Annotated in this window: 20 protein-coding genes and 1 riboswitch; of the genes, 10 read left to right on the forward strand and 10 right to left on the reverse strand. The window is 64.9% G+C overall.

Features of this window, described 5'->3' with window-relative positions:
* Positions 1-167: 167 nt before the first annotated feature.
* A complete protein-coding gene (locus tag SE92_RS14785; protein ID WP_063196430.1) occupies positions 168-800 on the reverse strand; it encodes a hypothetical protein in 633 nt (210 codons plus the stop codon).
* 107 nt (positions 801-907) lie between these two features.
* Between SE92_RS14785 and SE92_RS14790 the strand changes: the two genes are divergently transcribed.
* On the forward strand, positions 908-1753 hold the full coding sequence (locus SE92_RS14790) for a nucleotidyltransferase domain-containing protein (protein ID WP_063196431.1): 846 nt from the start codon (positions 908-910) through the stop codon (positions 1751-1753).
* Positions 1754-1756: 3 nt separating this feature from the next.
* Here SE92_RS14790 and SE92_RS14795 read toward each other — a convergent pair whose 3' ends face one another.
* A complete protein-coding gene (locus SE92_RS14795) occupies positions 1757-2392 on the reverse strand; it encodes a hypothetical protein (protein ID WP_063196432.1) in 636 nt (211 codons plus the stop codon).
* Positions 2393-2563: 171 nt separating this feature from the next.
* Positions 2564-3421, reverse strand: a complete 858-nt coding sequence (locus SE92_RS14800; RefSeq protein ID WP_063196433.1) for a DUF1194 domain-containing protein — start codon at positions 3419-3421, stop codon at positions 2564-2566.
* 235 nt (positions 3422-3656) lie between these two features.
* Positions 3657-3747: riboswitch (Fluoride riboswitch) on the forward strand.
* 101 nt (positions 3748-3848) lie between these two features.
* On the opposite strand from SE92_RS14800, the gene SE92_RS14805 reads away from it, so the two are divergent.
* Genes SE92_RS14805 through clpS form a run of 5 tightly spaced genes read left to right on the forward strand, consistent with a single transcriptional unit; the run spans position 3849 to position 6583 of the window.
* Positions 3849-5051 carry an MFS transporter gene (locus tag SE92_RS14805; RefSeq protein ID WP_063203541.1) on the forward strand — a complete coding sequence of 401 codons (1203 nt, stop codon included), beginning with the start codon at positions 3849-3851 and terminating at the stop codon, positions 5049-5051.
* An 18-nt stretch (positions 5052-5069) separates the two neighbouring features.
* The gene (crcB, locus tag SE92_RS14810) at positions 5070-5459 is read left to right on the forward strand and encodes a fluoride efflux transporter CrcB (RefSeq protein ID WP_084251816.1); all 390 of its coding nucleotides are present in this window, start codon (positions 5070-5072) and stop codon (positions 5457-5459) included.
* Positions 5460-5465: 6 nt separating this feature from the next.
* Positions 5466-5891, forward strand: a complete 426-nt coding sequence (crcB, locus tag SE92_RS14815) for a fluoride efflux transporter CrcB (protein WP_063196434.1) — start codon at positions 5466-5468, stop codon at positions 5889-5891.
* 2 nt (positions 5892-5893) lie between these two features.
* The gene (locus tag SE92_RS14820; protein WP_063196435.1) at positions 5894-6235 is read left to right on the forward strand and encodes a DUF190 domain-containing protein; all 342 of its coding nucleotides are present in this window, start codon (positions 5894-5896) and stop codon (positions 6233-6235) included.
* Positions 6236-6277: 42 nt separating this feature from the next.
* Positions 6278-6583, forward strand: a complete 306-nt coding sequence (gene clpS / locus SE92_RS14825) for an ATP-dependent Clp protease adapter ClpS (protein ID WP_063196436.1) — start codon at positions 6278-6280, stop codon at positions 6581-6583.
* Between the two features lie 4 nt (positions 6584-6587).
* On the opposite strand, the gene SE92_RS14830 is transcribed toward clpS, so the two are convergent.
* The 4 genes from SE92_RS14830 to fabI all read right to left on the reverse strand — a co-directional run bounded on the left by SE92_RS14830 (position 6588) and on the right by fabI (position 10472).
* On the reverse strand, positions 6588-7778 hold the full coding sequence (locus SE92_RS14830) for an adenylate/guanylate cyclase domain-containing protein (protein ID WP_063196437.1): 1191 nt from the start codon (positions 7776-7778) through the stop codon (positions 6588-6590).
* A gap of 80 nt (positions 7779-7858) precedes the next feature.
* The gene (gene aroC, locus SE92_RS14835; protein WP_063196438.1) at positions 7859-8947 is read right to left on the reverse strand and encodes a chorismate synthase; all 1089 of its coding nucleotides are present in this window, start codon (positions 8945-8947) and stop codon (positions 7859-7861) included.
* 96 nt (positions 8948-9043) lie between these two features.
* A complete protein-coding gene (locus SE92_RS14840; RefSeq protein ID WP_063196439.1) occupies positions 9044-9643 on the reverse strand; it encodes a histidine phosphatase family protein in 600 nt (199 codons plus the stop codon).
* 13 nt (positions 9644-9656) lie between these two features.
* Positions 9657-10472, reverse strand: coding sequence for an enoyl-ACP reductase FabI (gene fabI / locus SE92_RS14845; protein WP_063196440.1), 816 nt, complete (start codon positions 10470-10472; stop codon positions 9657-9659).
* Between the two features lie 173 nt (positions 10473-10645).
* On the opposite strand from fabI, the gene SE92_RS14850 reads away from it, so the two are divergent.
* Positions 10646-11134 carry an RNA polymerase sigma factor gene (locus SE92_RS14850; protein WP_028144186.1) on the forward strand — a complete coding sequence of 163 codons (489 nt, stop codon included), beginning with the start codon at positions 10646-10648 and terminating at the stop codon, positions 11132-11134.
* 106 nt (positions 11135-11240) lie between these two features.
* Positions 11241-12011: an anti-sigma factor family protein gene (locus SE92_RS14855; RefSeq protein ID WP_063196441.1), complete on the forward strand. Its 771-nt coding sequence runs from the start codon at positions 11241-11243 to the stop codon at positions 12009-12011.
* Between the two features lie 415 nt (positions 12012-12426).
* Here SE92_RS14855 and SE92_RS14860 read toward each other — a convergent pair whose 3' ends face one another.
* Positions 12427-13401, reverse strand: a complete 975-nt coding sequence (locus tag SE92_RS14860) for a DnaJ C-terminal domain-containing protein (protein WP_063196442.1) — start codon at positions 13399-13401, stop codon at positions 12427-12429.
* A 108-nt stretch (positions 13402-13509) separates the two neighbouring features.
* Positions 13510-13914: an RT0821/Lpp0805 family surface protein gene (locus tag SE92_RS14865; RefSeq protein WP_063196443.1), complete on the reverse strand. Its 405-nt coding sequence runs from the start codon at positions 13912-13914 to the stop codon at positions 13510-13512.
* Between the two features lie 113 nt (positions 13915-14027).
* Between SE92_RS14865 and pdxH the strand changes: the two genes are divergently transcribed.
* Both pdxH and SE92_RS14875 read left to right on the forward strand, forming a co-directional pair.
* Positions 14028-14669: a pyridoxamine 5'-phosphate oxidase gene (gene pdxH / locus SE92_RS14870; protein WP_063196444.1), complete on the forward strand. Its 642-nt coding sequence runs from the start codon at positions 14028-14030 to the stop codon at positions 14667-14669.
* Positions 14670-14696: 27 nt separating this feature from the next.
* Positions 14697-15449 (forward strand): SDR family NAD(P)-dependent oxidoreductase, encoded by a 753-nt coding sequence (locus SE92_RS14875; protein WP_063196445.1) that lies wholly within the window; start codon positions 14697-14699, stop codon positions 15447-15449.
* A gap of 644 nt (positions 15450-16093) precedes the next feature.
* On the opposite strand, the gene SE92_RS34985 is transcribed toward SE92_RS14875, so the two are convergent.
* The gene (locus SE92_RS34985) at positions 16094-16312 is read right to left on the reverse strand and encodes a hypothetical protein (protein ID WP_084251817.1); all 219 of its coding nucleotides are present in this window, start codon (positions 16310-16312) and stop codon (positions 16094-16096) included.
* Positions 16313-16445 lie beyond the last annotated feature (133 nt).

Consider the following 16445-nt stretch of genomic DNA (forward strand, 5'->3'; position numbering starts at 1 on the left):
CTGAAATATTCCTTCGTCAACCAGCCGGTCGAGGTGGCGGCGCTAAGGGCGCAATTTGCAGCCTCGCTCGGACTCGGCGAACGGCGTCCCGATATCGTGATGCGGTTTGGAAGCGGCCCGGACCTGCCGAAATCGCTGCGGCGTGCGCCGGAAGCAGTGATGCGGGCCTAACGCCGCAGCCCGCTCAGCGCCGGCGACTCGCCGGGCAGCATGTTCGATCGGATATCGCTGTCCATGCGACCCGAATCCTGCTGGATGAAACCGGCGCCGAACGACAGGCTGAGGTTGGAGGTCGGCTTGAATTCGACGCCCGCAAATGCGCTGGTGCCCGGGGCCGCGCCTGAGGTCAGCGGCGCGATCGAGCTGCCGATGCCATTGCCATATTTCATCGTGTCGAAACCGGCAAAAAACGTCACGGGCATGCCGCCCGCGGTCTTGGTGGCGTAGCCGAACTGCGTGCTGTCATAGGAGAGCGCGCCGAAATTGCCGGCAAATCCATTCTGACCAAGTCCGCTCTGGCCAAATCCGGTCTGACTGAGTCCGCTCCAATTGAGGTTGCCGCGCTGACTGCCGACGAAGAAGCCGTACGTCGCGCTGCTGCGCCAATCCGCATCGCCGGTATTGAAACCAGTGAAATTGCCGTACGCGTCGGAACTCTGGCCGGCGCCGCCGCTGAGGCCGAAAGGCCCGCCGGGGATCCAATAGCTCAGCGGCGCGACCTGCGCCTGAACCGGCACAGCGATCAGGCAAAGCACGGCGAGCAGAGTTGCAAGAGCGGAGAAACGGGCGAGGCTGGACATTGAAGCTACCGTCGAGACTTTTGCGGATTATACTCCCCTGACACCGCCAATGCCAGCGCAGCGCCCGCGCCAACATCGCCGCTGCGCCCCTCCACCGACCGGACCTCATGCCTCACGATCCCCTGCTCACGCGACTGGCATCCGCTTTCCGCGACGTCCCCGGCGTTGCGGCCATCGTGCTCGGCGGCTCGCGTGCGCGAGGCAGCGCGCATCCCACCTCTGACTATGATATCGGGCTCTACTTCACCGCAGCGAGCCCGCTCGACACCGAGCGGTTGCGGACGGCTGCGAAGGAGATCGCCGACGATCCCGCCGCCACGAACGTGACGCCGATCGGCGAATGGGGACCATGGATCGTCGGCGGTGCGTGGCTGTCGGTGCAAGGCCGCAAGGTCGACCTGCTCTATCGCAACGCCGATGCGGTCGAAGCCGTGATGACATCCTGCCGTGCCGGCCTCGTCACCATGGACTACCAGCCCGGCCATCCCCACGGCTTCTGCTCGGCCATCTGGATGGGCGAGGTCGCCTATTGCCAGCCCCTGCACGATCCGCAAGGCCTGATCGCCCGGTTGAAATCGATCGCCCTGCCCTATCCCCGTCCGTTGCGCGAAGCCCTGATCCGGTGCTTCCAGTGGGAGATCCTGTTCGGCATCGAGAATGCCGAGCTCGCCATTGCGCGGGGTGATCGAACCCACGTCGCCGGATGTCTCTACAGATCGCTCGCCTGCATCGCGCAGTTGCTGTTCGCGCTCAACGAACGCTATTTGATCAACGAGAAAGCCGCGCTGCAGGAGGCTGCCGTGTTGCCGCTCACGATCCCAGATCTGGTGGAGCAAGCCAACGAGGTCTGGCGGCTGATCGGCGACGGCGCGCTTGCGCCGGCCTGCGACGTCGTGCGGAAGATCCATCGTCAATTGAAGGCACCGACGCAACAGGACGTGACGCGGCCGTGAAAGCTATGCGGTCCTGTCCACCGAGGACGATGAATCGGCCGGCGGATATTTCGTCACCGGTACCATGAAGGACTTGCTGCCGACCTGGTAGATGATCTTGCCGTTCTGCCCGTCATCTGTCGCGATCTGCGCCTGCCCGAACATGATGACGTTCTTGTAGACGTAGCCGGTGCCCTGGCGGGTGACGCCGTCGGTGGTGACGCTGACTTGCGCTTCCTTGCCGTTGACCGCGAGCACCTTGAAGCTCGCGCTCTTGCCATTCGCGGAAGAGTAACCGCCCCAGCTCCCCATGAGACGGCTGTCGGAAGCCGGTGGCGCCTGCTTCTCGAGATTCGCTGTCTGCTTGCCGGCGCCGCCGAAGGAGAACAGCATCACCATGTTCTTGCCGTCCTTGGTGCCGACTGTGACACCGCCGAAGGTGATGAGCGTGCCCTGGACCTCGGCGAAGCCGCGCTCGGTGTGGCCGTTATGGGTGTACTCGACCTGGGCCCGGGCGCCGCGGATGTTCACGACCTTGAAGCCGACAGGCTGGTTGTTGCCGACCCAATTGCCCTTCCAGTCGCCGACCAGAGCGCTCTGGTGATACAGGCGCTCGTTGGCAGGCGAAATCTGGTTGGTGCTCGATGAGATGACGGCCATTGGATTGCTCGGACGGGCCTGACAAACCCGCTTTCGCTCGCCTCGGCAATATCAGGTTGCCGACTGGAAACGAATAGAAACCCGGCGATTAGGGCCCCGCACCAGTTAACGAGGGGTTAAATCCACGCGTCCGGCGCGCGGGCAAAAGGTCTCAGCCGGGGCGAGATGCGGCTACCTTCCCCAGCGATCCGACCAGATCTTCTCGCCGATCAGGCAATTGACGCGCGGCTCCTTGTCCGCAACCCGCATCACGGGACGCTCCGGCGTGCGGCCGGCGACCTCCATCAGCAGCTTGGTGCGGATCGCTTCCTTGAACTTGTCGCGGTCCTTGATCGTGATGACGAAGGAGCCGGGACCGCCGATGACGCAGTCCTCGTAATAGAAATCGAGATTGTCGATATCCATGGTCGAATAGGACGGCTCCTTGACCATGATCGGCAGGCCGTTGATGACGATGCCCTTCTCGAGCGCGGCATCGCGCGCCACCGTGACCGGGCCGCCATTGTTATTGGGGCCGTCGCCGGAGATGTCGATGACGCGGCGCAAGCCCCGATAGGGATCCTCGTCGAACAACGGCATCGCGAACATGATCGCGCCGGAGATCGAGGTGCGCGAGGCGCGCCGGATCGGCGTCTTCATGATCTCGGCGGCGACGGCATCCGCCGTCTCCGGCCCGTCGACCAGCCGCCAGGGAATGATGATCTTCTGGTCGCTGGAGGCGGCCCACTCGAAATAGGTCACCGCGATCCGGCCGTTCGGACCAAGCTTCAGTGCCTGCAGGAACTCCTTCGACTGGATCGCCTGCGCGTAGCCCTCGCGCTGGATCGCGAGTTCGTCCATGTCCATGGAATAGGACACGTCGACCGCGAGGACCAGCTCGACGTCGACCGTCTGCGCGTCCCTGTCGCCCGCCAGCCGCTGATTTTTGGTCGGTTCGAATTTCGGCCCTGGTGCCGCGATGCCCGCGACGTCCCCTCCGGCAAACATGCCGGCCACCAGCACAGCCCCGATCGAGAACAGCAAGCGCATCGCAGTCTCCCGTCGTATGACGCGATGGTGACATGCAATCGCCTTGCCGCAAAGCGGGAAGATCGCTTGCGCTTCACATTCGAGTTAGGGAATTGGCGCAGTTCACGCAAAACTGCCGCCTTGTTGCCGCGCTTGCGTCGCCGGAACGTGCGCGACGCGACGACCGCGGAAATGACGGCACCGGTGGAGACGCGCCCCGCCCACTTGTCCGGCACGATTTCCATGCTAGGCTGGCCGCACAGATGGGGATGGAGTCCCCCGATAACCGCCCGGCGGCCTTGAACCCAAATCTTGGACCGTGGTGGGCTGATGACTCCTGCTTGAGGAGGGGCAATCATTGAGCCTCTGCCTTCGGCGGGAGCATGATCAAACCCGCCGATGGCGGGTTTTTTGTTGTCTGGTGCAAAGGCCGGGAGAAGGCGAAGACGTGACGACGACGACACCGAATGCCGAGCGTGCGGGGCTGCCCAGAGGGATCTGGGTGCTCGGCTTCGTCTCGATGTTGATGGACATCTCCTCCGAGATGATCCACGCGCTGCTGCCGGTCTATCTCGTCACCGTGCTCGGCGCCTCCACGCTGACCGTCGGCTTCATCGAGGGCATTGCGGAGGCGACCGCCTCGATCACCAAGATCTTCTCCGGCGCGCTGTCGGACTGGCTCGGCCGCCGCAAGCTGCTCGCCGCGCTCGGCTACGGACTTGCCGCGCTGACAAAACCGCTATTCCCGCTAGCGCCCAGCGTCGGATGGCTGGTGGCGGCGCGCTTCATCGACCGCGTCGGCAAGGGCATTCGCGGCGCGCCGCGCGATGCGCTGATCGCCGATATCGCGCCAATCGGCCTGCGCGGCGCGAGCTTCGGCCTGCGGCAATCGCTCGACACCATCGGCGCCTTCGTCGGGCCGCTGGTGGCGATCGGTCTGATGTGGTGGACGGCGGACAATTTCGCTCTCGTCTTCTGGTTCGCGGTGCTGCCGGCCTTCCTGTCTTTCGGCTTGATCGCGTTCGCGGTGAGCGAGCCGGATCCGAGCCGGGAGCCTGCAAAGAATCCGCTCAACATCGCCGCGATGCGCCAGCTCGGCGCGGTCTACTGGCGTGTCGTGGCCGTCGGAATCGTCTTCACGCTGGCGCGCTTCAGCGAGGCCTTCCTGATCCTGCGGGCCCAGAACATCGGGCTCCATGCAATGTGGGTGCCCGCGGTGCTGGTGCTGATGAACATCGTCTACGCCCTCTCCGCCTATCCGGCCGGCGTGCTGTCGGACCGGATCAACCGGACCGGCCTGCTCGCGCTCGGCCTCGTCTTCCTCGCTTGTGCCGATCTTGCACTCGCGCTGCTGCCGAATCTGGCAGGCCTCGCACTCGGCGTCGTGCTGTGGGGGCTGCATATGGGATTGACGCAAGGCCTGCTCTCGGCGCTCGTCGCCGACGCCGCGCCGCCGAGCCTGCGCGGCACCGCGTTCGGCTATTTCAACCTGTTCACTGGTCTTGCCTTGCTGGCCGCGAGCGTGATCGCGGGCGCGCTGTGGGATGCCTATGGACCGGCCGGAACGTTCTTGGCGGGGCTCGGCTTCGCGCTGGTCTCGCTCGTGGGACTATTGGCCGTCGGTAACGGTCTGGCAGCGGAGAAAAAATGAGATGGGAGGTCCTTCATCGTGCTGAGCGGAGTGTTCGCAATCATGGTCGGCAGCGTGCTCGGCGGCTGTGCGCGCTATTTCGTCTCCGGTGCGATCGCGCGGCGGCTGGGCGAAACATTTCCCTGGGGCACCATGACCATCAACGTCACCGGCGCCTTCCTGATCGGGATTTTCGGCGCGCTGGCGACCCATCCCGGCTCGGCCTTCGCCGCACCCGGTCCATGGCTGTTCGCGGTGACCGGTTTTCTCGGCTGCTACACCACGGTGTCCTCGTTCAGCCTGCAGACGCTGACGCTCGCGCGGAGCGGCGAACCCATGCATGCGCTCGGCAACGTCGTGGCATCGGTCGGGCTGTGTCTCGCTGCCGTCAGTTGCGGCTTCCTCCTGGCAGACGGATTTGGAGGCTAGCGGCTGATGAATTCCCCCTCTGCCGAGCGCTGGCGCACCGCGATGCTTTATGCCTGGGTTGCCGCGGGCAGCATCGTCGGTGGCCTGACGCGCTATCTGATCGGGCTCGCGCTCGACACTGGGCCGGGCTTCCCCTTCGCGACGCTGTTCATCAATGCCACGGGCTCGCTGATCATCGGCTTTTACGCGACGCTGACCGGCCCGGATGGCCGCATGCTGGCGCGGCCCGAGCATCGGCAGTTCGTCATGACCGGGTTCTGCGGCGGCTACACCACCTTTTCGACCTTCAGCCTCGAGACCTTCCGCCTGTTCCACGGCGGCATGAAATACACCGCACTCGCTTACATCACAGCATCCGTGATCTGCTGGCTGGTGTCGGTGTGGATCGGCCATATGATGGCAAGCCGCTACAACCGTTTGGCAAGGAGCTGACCGTGCAAATCCCCAATCAAGCAGTTTCGCTCCGGATCTTCATCGGCGAGAGCGCTCACTTTAACGGCAAGCCGCTTTATGAAGCGATCGTGATGACCGCGCGCGAGCGGCACCTGGCCGGCGCCACCGTGCTGCGCGGGCCCATGGGCTTCGGCAAATCGAGCCGGCTGCACACCTCGAAAATCCTGCGGCTGTCGGAAGACCTGCCGCTCTTGATCGAAATCGTCGACAGCGAGGACAACATCAACGCATTCCTGCCCATCCTGGATGGCATGATGTCGAGCGGGCTGATCACCTTGGAGAAGGTGCAGGTCCTGCAATATGGTGAGAAGGCTGCGAGCTGATCGCCGCGGCTGGAACCGAGCCCGCCGATTCCAGGAGGCGGAATGAACGACACCGTTACCAAGCCGAAAACCAGGACGAAGACCAAGGTCGAGCGTCCGAAGCTGCACAAGGTCATCCTGATCAACGATGACTACACGCCGCGCGAATTCGTCACCATGATCCTCAAGGCCGAGTTCCGCATGACCGACGATCAGGCCTACAAGGTGATGATCACCGCCCACAAGCTGGGCGCCTGCGTCGTCGCCGTGTTCACCAAGGACGTCGCTGAAACCAAGGCCACCCGCGCCACCGATGCCGGCCGCGCCAAGGGCTATCCGCTGCTGTTCACCACCGAGCCGGAGGAATAGCAGCTCAGCCGATCGCCACCGACGCTTCCTCGGCCAGTCCGTACACACGCTGCGCCTTGGAAAACCCTGCGATCGGAAACTCGCCGAGCTCGCGCCAGTCGTGGCGGCAGACATTGGCAAACCCCTCCGAGGCGACGATGGTCCGCCCCAGGCGGCCCGTGATCTTCTCGAGCCTTGCGGCCAGGTTCACGGCGGGGCCGATGCAGGTGAAGTCGAGGCGGTTGCCGCCGCCGATATTGCCGTAGAGGATGTTGCCGACATGCAGCGCGACGCCGAAGCGGAAGCGCTCGACGACGTCGCCGACCGGAAACGCCAGCGCCTCGACGCTAGCACGGGATTCGCGCGCCGCTTCCAGCACGCGCGAGCAGACATGGGCGGCGTCGCCGACATATTCGTCGATCGGAAAGACCGCGAGCAGGCCGTCGCCCATGAACTTCAGCACCTCGCCGCCATGGCCGCGGATCGCGGTGACCTGGCAGTCGAAATAGTGATTGAGGATCTCGACGACGGTCTCGGCCGGCAGCCGGTCCGACAATGCGGTGAAGCCGCGCAAATCCGACAGCCAGATCGCGGCCTGCATGGTGTCGTTGTGGCCGCGCCGGATCTGGCCACCGAGGATGCGCGCACCGGCGCGATTGCCGACATAGGTGTCGAGCAGCATCTCCGCGGTGCGGCGCAGGCTGATGATCTCGCTGACACGCGCGAGCGGTGCAATGATGGAGCGGATCGCCGCAATGTTGTCGTCGCTGAAGCCGCCGGGCTGCCGCGTCATCCAGCTTGTCGCGTTGTCGGAGCCGTCGAGGAACGGCAGCGGCACCGCGACATAATCGGTCACGCCTTCGGCGCGCATGTCGTTGATGATGGGAAATCGCTGGCTGGCGGGATCGTCGACACGCCCTCTGACCTCCAGCCCCTGCTCGAATACGATCCGAAGCGGACTCTGGGCGAACGCCGGCGAGTCCAGCACATCGAATTCGACAGTGCCGATTTCGACCTCTCCGCCCTGCCGCCAGATGAAGTTGCGGCCGAATATTTCGGGGTGGAGCGTGCGGATGAAAATGCCGAACCGCCACAGCGGTAGACCGGCTGCGACCAGACGTTCGCAGAAATCCGCGATCATGGCGACTGGCTCTACCGTCGACCAGGCGCCGTCGATCAGCCAGTTAGAGACGCGCTGGAGCTCGGAGCTTTGCATGTCCGCATTTGCGGACGAAGTTGCGGGATCGTCAAGCTGCGCGGTGGACTGGTACCGCGACACGGACGCCCTACTCGGCGCTAGCGCCCGACCTGCCCGCGATCCCGAATGAAATGATCGGCCAGCACGCAGGCCATCATGGCTTCGCCGACGGGAACGGCGCGGATGCCGACGCAGGGGTCGTGACGGCCTTTCGTGAAGATTTCGGTGTCGGCGCCCTTGCGATCAACGGTCAGACGCGGCTGCAGGATCGACGAGGTCGGCTTCACCGCGAAGCGCACCACCACCGGCTGCCCCGTGGAGATGCCGCCCAGCACGCCGCCGGCATGGTTGGACAGGAAGCGCGTGCCGTCATTGCCGGTGCGCATCTCGTCGGCGTTCTCCTCCCCGGTCAATTCCGCCGCGCCAAAACCGGCGCCGATCTCGACGCCTTTCACCGCGTTGATGGTCATCATCGCGCCCGCCAGATCGGAATCGAGCTTGGCGTAGATCGGCGCACCGAGGCCGGCAGGCACGCCTTCGGCGACGACCTCGATCACCGCGCCGATCGAGGAGCCGCTCTTGCGGATGCCGTCGAGATAGGTCTCGAAAAACGCGGCCTTGTCCTTGTCCGGGCAGAAGAACGGATTCCTGGCGATCTCGTCCCAGTCCCACTTGGCGCGGTCGATCTTGTGCGGGCCCATCTGCACCAGAGCGCCGCGCACGCGGACGTCAGGCAGCACCTTTCGCGCGATCGCGCCAGCAGCGACGCGCGTCGCGGTCTCGCGCGCCGAGGAGCGGCCGCCGCCGCGATAGTCGCGCAGGCCGTATTTGGCTTCATAGGTGAAGTCGGCATGACCGGGACGAAACTTGTCCTTGATCTCGGAATAGTCCTTCGAGCGCTGGTCGGTGTTCTCGATCAGCAGCCCGATCGGCGTGCCCGTCGTCACCTGCACGCCGGTCTCCGGATGCGCCATCACGCCGGACAGGATCTTGACCTGGTCCGGCTCCTGGCGCTGGGTGGTGAAGCGCGACTGGCCGGGCCGGCGGCGGTCGAGATCGCCTTGGATGTCGGCCTCGGTGAGTGGGATCATGGGCGGACAGCCGTCGACCACGCAGCCGATTGCTACCCCATGGCTCTCGCCGAAGGTGGTGACGCGGAACATGTGGCCGAAGGTGTTGAAGGACATCGCTGCTCGCTGGCTTGGTCAGTGTGTGGTAACGCGCCCCCGATGGAGGGTCAAATGCCGACCACGGGCCGGGGCAAGACAGCGGAGGGGGCACCGCTAGCTGAACTTATCCAGCCGCCCCTCGCGAAACACGTAGACGGCACCCTGCTGGATATAGAGCTCAGCGGCACTGGCCGGCGTTTCCAGCCCCAAGGACACCATCAGGGCCCGGCACGTGCCGCCATGGGCGACCGCGACGGTGTCGGCCTGGAGCTGGTCGTACCAGGCGCGCACGCGAACCTGCACATCGGCATAGGTCTCCCCACCCGCGGGGCCCACCGTCCATTTGTCGGCGAGGCGCCTGGCGTAGATCTCGGGATCAGTTGCCTCGCTCTCGGCCAGCGTCAGCCCTTCCCAGCTGCCGTAGCCGATCTCGCGCAGCCGGTCGTCAAGCGCGTAATCCGCCACCGGCAGTTCGAGCTTGCCGCGCGCGAGTTCCATGGTTTGGCGCGCACGGCCGAGCGGGCTCGACACATACGGCAATGCCGCCTTGTCGCGCCCCTCGCGCTTGAACAAGTCGGCGAGGATGCTGCCGGCCTGGATGGCCTGATCGCGCCCGCGCGCGTTCAGCGGAATATCCTTGGTGCCCTGAAGCCTGCCGAGCGCATTCCACTCGGTCTCGCCGTGGCGAAGATAGTAGATCGTGGGCACGGCCATTCCGGATCTGAAACTAGTCCTTGCCGCCGAACGAGATATCCGGGGCATCGGGCCGCTTCATGCCCAGCACGTGATAGCCGGAATCGACGTGATGCACTTCGCCGGTGACGCCGCGCGACAGGTCGGAGAGCAGATACAGCGCGCTGCCGCCAACATCCTCGGTCGACACGTTGCGCCGCATCGGCGAATTGTTCTCGTTCCATTTCAGGATATAGCGGAAGTCACCGATGCCGGAGGCGGCGAGCGTCTTGATGGGACCTGCCGAGATCGCGTTGACGCGGATGTTCTTCTCGCCGAGATCGGCGGCGAGATAGCGCACGCTGGCCTCGAGCGCCGCCTTGGCCACGCCCATCACGTTGTAATGCGGCATCCACTTCTCGGCGCCATAGTAGCTGAGCGTGATCATCGAGCCGCCATCCGTCATCAGCTTCTCGGCGCGCTGCGCCACCGCCGTGAACGAATAGCAGGAGATCAGCATCGACTTGGAGAAGTTCTCCGCCGTGGTGTCGACATAGCGGCCTTCCAGCTGCTCGCCATAGGCGATCGCGTGCACCAGGAAGTCGATCTTGCCCCACTTCTCCTGCAGCACCGCAAAGGCTGCGTCGATGGTCGCGGCATCGGTGACGTCGCAATGGCCGAGCACCAGGCCGCCGATCTCGGCGGCGAGCGGCTCGACGCGCTTCTTCAGCGCATCGCCCTGATAGGTGAAGGCGAGCTCGGCGCCGGCGGCGTGGCATGCCTTGGCAATGCCCCAGGCGATCGAGCGGTTGTTGGCAAGGCCGAGGATGACCCCGCGCTTTCCCTGCATCAGACCTGAATTCTGCGCCATTTTTGCACGTCCCGTCGAACTCTTGATGAGATTTGGAGGTACACCAGCCCTCCCCTGCGGTACAGCCCTAATACGCCGCGTTAACGCTGTTTCGAGCGCCGGAATAGCCGTTCCACTCGGGTGTTATGATCGCTATGGGCGCTCGCGCCCGACACCAGGACGTCAAGACCGCAATGAGTGCGTTTCGCCAGAGTGTGGAAGCCATGATCCCGGCGTTGCGACGCTACGCTCGCGCGCTGACGCGCGACGCGGACGCGGCCGACGATCTGGTACAGGACACGCTGGTGCGGGCACTGCGATCGGAGCGGTTGTTTCTCGGAGGCGATGTCAGGAGCTGGCTCTACACGATCCTGACCAACCTCAACAAGAATCGGCGGCGCTCGCTGGCGAGGCGGCCGCAGTTCATGCAGCTGACCGAGAACAACCCGGATGCCAGCGGCACCGAAGCCGAAGGGCGCGACATCGAGAGGGCGCTGGCGACGCTGGTCGAGGAGCAGCGCTCGGTGCTGCTGCTGGTCATGCTGGAAGGCATGAGCTACCGCGAGGTCGCCGATATCCAGGGCGTGCCGATCGGCACCGTGATGTCGCGCCTGGCCCGCGCCCGCGCCCACGTCAAGGCGTCGCTGGAAGGCGAGCGCCCGACGCTCAGGCGGGTGAAATGATGGCAGGGTTGATGCATTGCGTAGCATCCGCCGGCAGCGTGCCGATGAGCGACGCGAAGTTGTACTTTGAACGATATTGTGGGCGACAGAGCCAGAGACGATCGACATGAACGACCGCAAGATTCCAGTGACCGAGGACGAACTGCACGCCTATGTCGACGGCGAGCTGCCGGCCGAGCGCCGCGCCGACGTCGAGGCCTGGCTGGCCGCCCATCCTGACGAGGCCGAACGCGTGCAGTCCTGGCGGGCCATGGCGGAGATGCTGCACGCCCGCTACGATTCCATCGCCCAGGAGCCGGTGCCGGCGCGGCTGGAGCTCGAGCGGCTGGAACGCCGCCCGCGGCAATGGCTCTATGGCGCCGCCGCCGCTGTCCTGGTTGCTTTCGTCGCCGGCGGCACGGCCGGCTGGGTCGCGCATGGCGCCGCCAGCGCACCCTCGACCTTCCAGAACTTTACGGCAGATGCGCTCGATGCCCACCGCCTCTATGTCGTCGAGGTCCGTCACCCCGTCGAGGTCGGCGGCAACGAGCGCGACCATCTCCAGGCTTGGCTGACCCGGCGTTGCGGCTGGACGGTGTTCGCGCCGAATCTGGAAGCGAGCGGGCTGAAGCTGGTCGGTGGCCGGCTGTTGCCGGGGCCGAGCGGCCCGGCCTCGTTCCTGATGTATGAGGGCGCCTCTGGCGAGCGCTACACGATCTACACTGCCAAGACCGAGAATGGTGCAACGCAAATGCGCTACGCCAAAACGGACAAGGACGGCGCGCTGTTCTGGGCCGAGCGCGGTGTCGGCTACGTCGTCAGCGGCGGCGGTGATCGCGACCGCCTGACCAAGGTGGCGCAGGCCGTGTACGATCAGGCCGAGAAAAACGGCACCTAGCGACTGCGCGAGCGCGGTGCCCAGATTCCGACATTGAAAATTTGGAATGAAGACATCGGCGCGTCTCATTATCGCACCGGATGATCACGCGAAAATGAGCAGCGTTCGATCCGCCGATCGACGCGGGCGGCCTCGATTGGGGTTTTTGGTACCGCGCTGGTCCCCCTCTCGAGGCCGCACCTTTTTATCGGCTGCCCCGCCGGACAGCCGACACCGTCGAGCATCGAAGCGCTATCACGCCTCGCCTGTATGATGAGCATCATCTCCCGGACGATGCCCTAGGCCTTTCGGAGAACCCCTTCAGTTCGAATCGCGCCCCAAAGCGCGATGCTTCGCGCTTTAGCTCTTTGTTTGGGCATGATCTTTCCGGAAAACCGCTACGCACTTTGCGCTAACGCGGCCCTCCGGGTCCGGATCATGCCTGGCCAAGCCCGCTACGTGGATTGTAGGGGTGTTGGTCCCGCCACTTTTCCATCAATGCTTCAAGCTCGGCGTCGTTCCCGTCAGGTAGCATAATCCTGACGGTGACAAAGAGATCCCCGGTTCCGCCTGATTTCGGCAGGCCCTTGCCCTTGAGGCGGAAGGTCCGGCCACTGGAGGTGTTTTTCGGAACCGAAAGCTCCACGGCATTGCCGAGGGTCGGCACGCGGACCTTACCGCCGAGAACCGCCTCGTAGAGCGTGACCGGCAGGTCGATGCGCAAGTCGGCGCCCTCGACCTTGAAGAACGGGTGCGGGGCAATGTTGATGGTGATCAGGAGATCGCCGGGCGGATGGCCCTGCGCGGACTCGCCCTGCCCCCGGAGCCGGATCTGCTGGCCCTCGGTAACGCCGGCCGGAATCTTGACGTTGAGCTCCTTGCCCGTCGGCAGCCGGACGCGCTTCTCGCCGCCCTTGACCGACTCTTCGAGCGAGACGGACATGGCAACGTTCACGTCGAGATCGAGCCCGACGCCGCCGGTGTCGAACTCGAACTGACCGGCGCCGCCAGCCCCCGGCCGGGCGCCACGCATCCCGCCGCCGAACATGCTGTTGAGGATATCCTCGAACCCGCCGCCGCCCTGGCCGGGACCGCCGCCGGAACGGAACGTATAGCTCTCGAACCCGCCGGGACCCGCGCCCGCGCGACCGCGCGGCCCGCCACCGCCCGGAAAACCCTGGAAGCGCGGCTTGCCGTCGGCGTCGATCTCGCCGCGGTCGAACTGCTTGCGCTTGTCCTCGTCGCCGATGATCTCGTTCGCCGAGTTGATCTCGGAGAAGCGCTCGGCGGCTTTCGGGTCGTCCTTGTTGCTGTCGGGATGATGCTTCTTGGCAAGCTTGCGATAGGCGCTCTTGATCGCGGCAGCGCTTGCGCTCCGCGGCACCCCCAAGACCTCATAGGGGTCGCGCATCCGTCACGTCTCCTTCAAGAATCGAATTGTTCAAAGGGCTCCCCGCCCCACCTGCGAACCATGTGGGGGTGGAGTGGCATTTTTGCAACTAGGCCTGCAAACCGAATCCTAGCTCCGCCACGGCTTTAGCGTATGAATCTCCCAACGGCCACGGCTGCTTTGGCAGCCGGCGCCCTGGAGCCAGCTTTCGGTCGTCCCGTTGACGTAGCTCGCCAGGAAATCGCGGCATTTGCGGCCGTCCTCGGCGGCATAGGACTGCGCGATCGGCGTCACCGAACCGCGCGCCCCGGTCTCCGGATTCTCCCAATGCTGGCTGGAATCCCTATCGCCCTTGCTGAGGACGTCGGAGGCGGCGTTGCGGGCGAAGGCGAGATCGGTCTCGGTTGGCGGGGCGTCCTTCGGCCGCGCGATCGAACCGGTGAGGTCGCTGTCGTCGGCCTTGGCATAGGCGCTGGTGTCATTGCGGGAAAAGCTGCAGCCGCCGGTGCCGAGCCCGATCAAAATCATCGTCATCACGAAGCCTGATGGCCGGATCGCCGATAGGCCAACGCATCCCCATGCCCTATATAGGGCGGCAGCGGACAACAACGCGTTTTGGGCCGCGGGACGCAACTCGGACTCCAGACATGACCGACACGACCTCGATCAAACACCAGACACCCTTAACATCCGGTGATTTTACCGCCGCCGACGAACCATTTGCGCTGTTCGAGGCCTGGTTGAACGAGGCGATCAAGAGCGAGCCAAACGATCCGAACGCGATGGCGCTCGCAACCGTCGACCCCGACGGGCTGCCTGACGTGCGCATGGTGCTGATGAAGGGCTTCGATACCGAAGGTTTCGTCTTCTACAGCCACATCGCGAGCCAAAAGGGACGCGAACTCGCCGCAAATCCTAAGGCAGCGTTACTTTTTCACTGGAAGTCGCTGCGCCGTCAGGTCCGCATCCGCGGCAACGTGACGCCGGTGACCGACGCTGAGGCCGACGCCTATTTCGCCACCCGTCCCAAGCAGGCGCAGATCGGCGCCTGGGCGAGCAAGCAGTCGCAGGAGCTGGAAAGCCGCTTCGCTTTCGAACAAGCCATCGCGAAAGTCGCGGCCAGACACGTCATCGGCGACGTGCCGCGGCCGCCGGGCTGGAGCGGCTGGCGCATCACGCCCGCGCGGATCGAGTTCTGGCACGACCGCCCATTCCGTCTGCACGACCGCATCGAATTTCGCCGTGACGCGGCCGGCCAACCGTGGTCCAAGACGCGGATGTATCCTTAAAGCTTTGGGCCGACCTGAAAGATGTCCATGCCGCATTCGTCCAATGCGCCGCGCCGTACGCTGCTCCTGACCGGAGCCAGCCGCGGTATCGGCCACGCCACCGTGATCCGCTTCTCCTCGGCGGGCTGGCGCGTCATCACCTGCTCGCGGCATCCCTTTCCGGAGGACTGCCCGTGGGACGCAGGACCCGAGGACCACATCCAGGTCGATCTCAGCAATCCCGCGGACACGACACGCGCGATCTCCGATATCCGCGACCGGCTCGAAGGCGGCGTGCTGCATGCGCTGGTCAACAACGCCGCGATCTCGCCGAAGGGCCCCGGCGGCTCCCGGCTCGGCTCGGTCGACACCGATCTCGATACCTGGACCCACGTCTTCCACGTCAACTTCTTCGCGCCGATCATGATCGCGCGCGGGCTGATCGAGGAATTGAAGGCGGCCAAGGGCTCGGTCGTGAACGTCACCTCGATCGCCGGCTCGCGCGTGCACCCGTTCGCGGGCGCCGCCTACGCCACATCGAAGGCCGCGCTCGCCTCGCTGACGCGCGAGATGGCGTCCGATTTCGGCCGCGTCGGCGTGCGCGTGAATGCGATCGCGCCGGGCGAGATCGACACCTCGATCCTGTCGCCGGGCACCGAGAAGATCGTCGAGCAGCAGATCCCGCTGCATCGCCTCGGCACGCCCGACGAGGTCGCCAAGATCATCTACGTGCTGTGCACGGACACCAGCTCCTACGTCAACGGCGCCGAGATCCACATCAACGGCGGCCAGCACGTCTGATCGGTTCGCGTCATTGCGCGGCCGGGATGGAGCAAGGGCGACGACGCCTCTCTCGTGTCCCGGACGCGCTGCGGCACGCAGTGACGCTGCGCAGAGCCGGGACCCAGAGGCGGCGGGCACGCGGCCAAATGGGCCCCGGCTCTGCAGCGCACCGTCAAAGTGACGCTGCGCCGCGTCCGGGGCACGAGGGCGGAGTGTGGCGCACGCTCTTCTCCACGTCATTGCGAGGAGCCCTCGCGACGAAGCAATCCAGAATCTTTTCGCGGAGGGATTCTGGATTGCCAAGGCTTCGGAGGACAAGTCGCTGCGCTCGCAAGACGACCTCGAGATCGCCCCTCTTGGAGAGCCGGGATGAGCGACACATACGCCGAAACCGAATTTCGGTAAATTGGAATATTTTCGCAGTGAGGGATTGACAGCGTCACCGGGTGTTTTGCCCGTCGGGCGACGACGAGGCTCGGGCCGGGCGCTGGCATCCGCGGCGTGGCTGCAACGGCGTCCTCTCCCGGAGATAAGCGGACTGGACGGAACGCCATGGCTTGAACATCAGAGGCGCCGCTGAATCTCAACGGGCTCGCGAGAGGGAAGCAAGGCGATCCAGACAACGCCGCCGCAAGACCTGGATCGCCCTCGCCTTCCGTTCCTCAATCGATTCGAATCCGACGTGACCGGTCGCGCGGCCGCGGAGCGGCCGTGCTGAATGCAGTCGAGCAATCGTCGTCGTTCTCACCGTCGAGCAGCGGAGCACCACAGTGCCGGCACATGCGCGCCGACATCGACGACGCCTTGCCGCTCGTCATCGCCTGACGATAGTTCGCCAGATCGATGACGTTGCGGGGCGACGTTATGTGTTTTTCAACCATGGTTGTTCCTCGCGGCTACGCACTGCTTATCGCAGACAAGTTTCGCGCAAACGTTCAGCCCACCGCTCAAATTTTACCGGAGGAATTGGGGCACTGGGCACGCATCACCGCGCGGCCGCAATCCCGCTCTATT

Origin of the sequence: Bradyrhizobium sp. AT1 (assembly GCF_001590795.1) — a bacterium.
Taxonomy (GTDB): domain Bacteria; phylum Pseudomonadota; class Alphaproteobacteria; order Rhizobiales; family Xanthobacteraceae; genus Bradyrhizobium.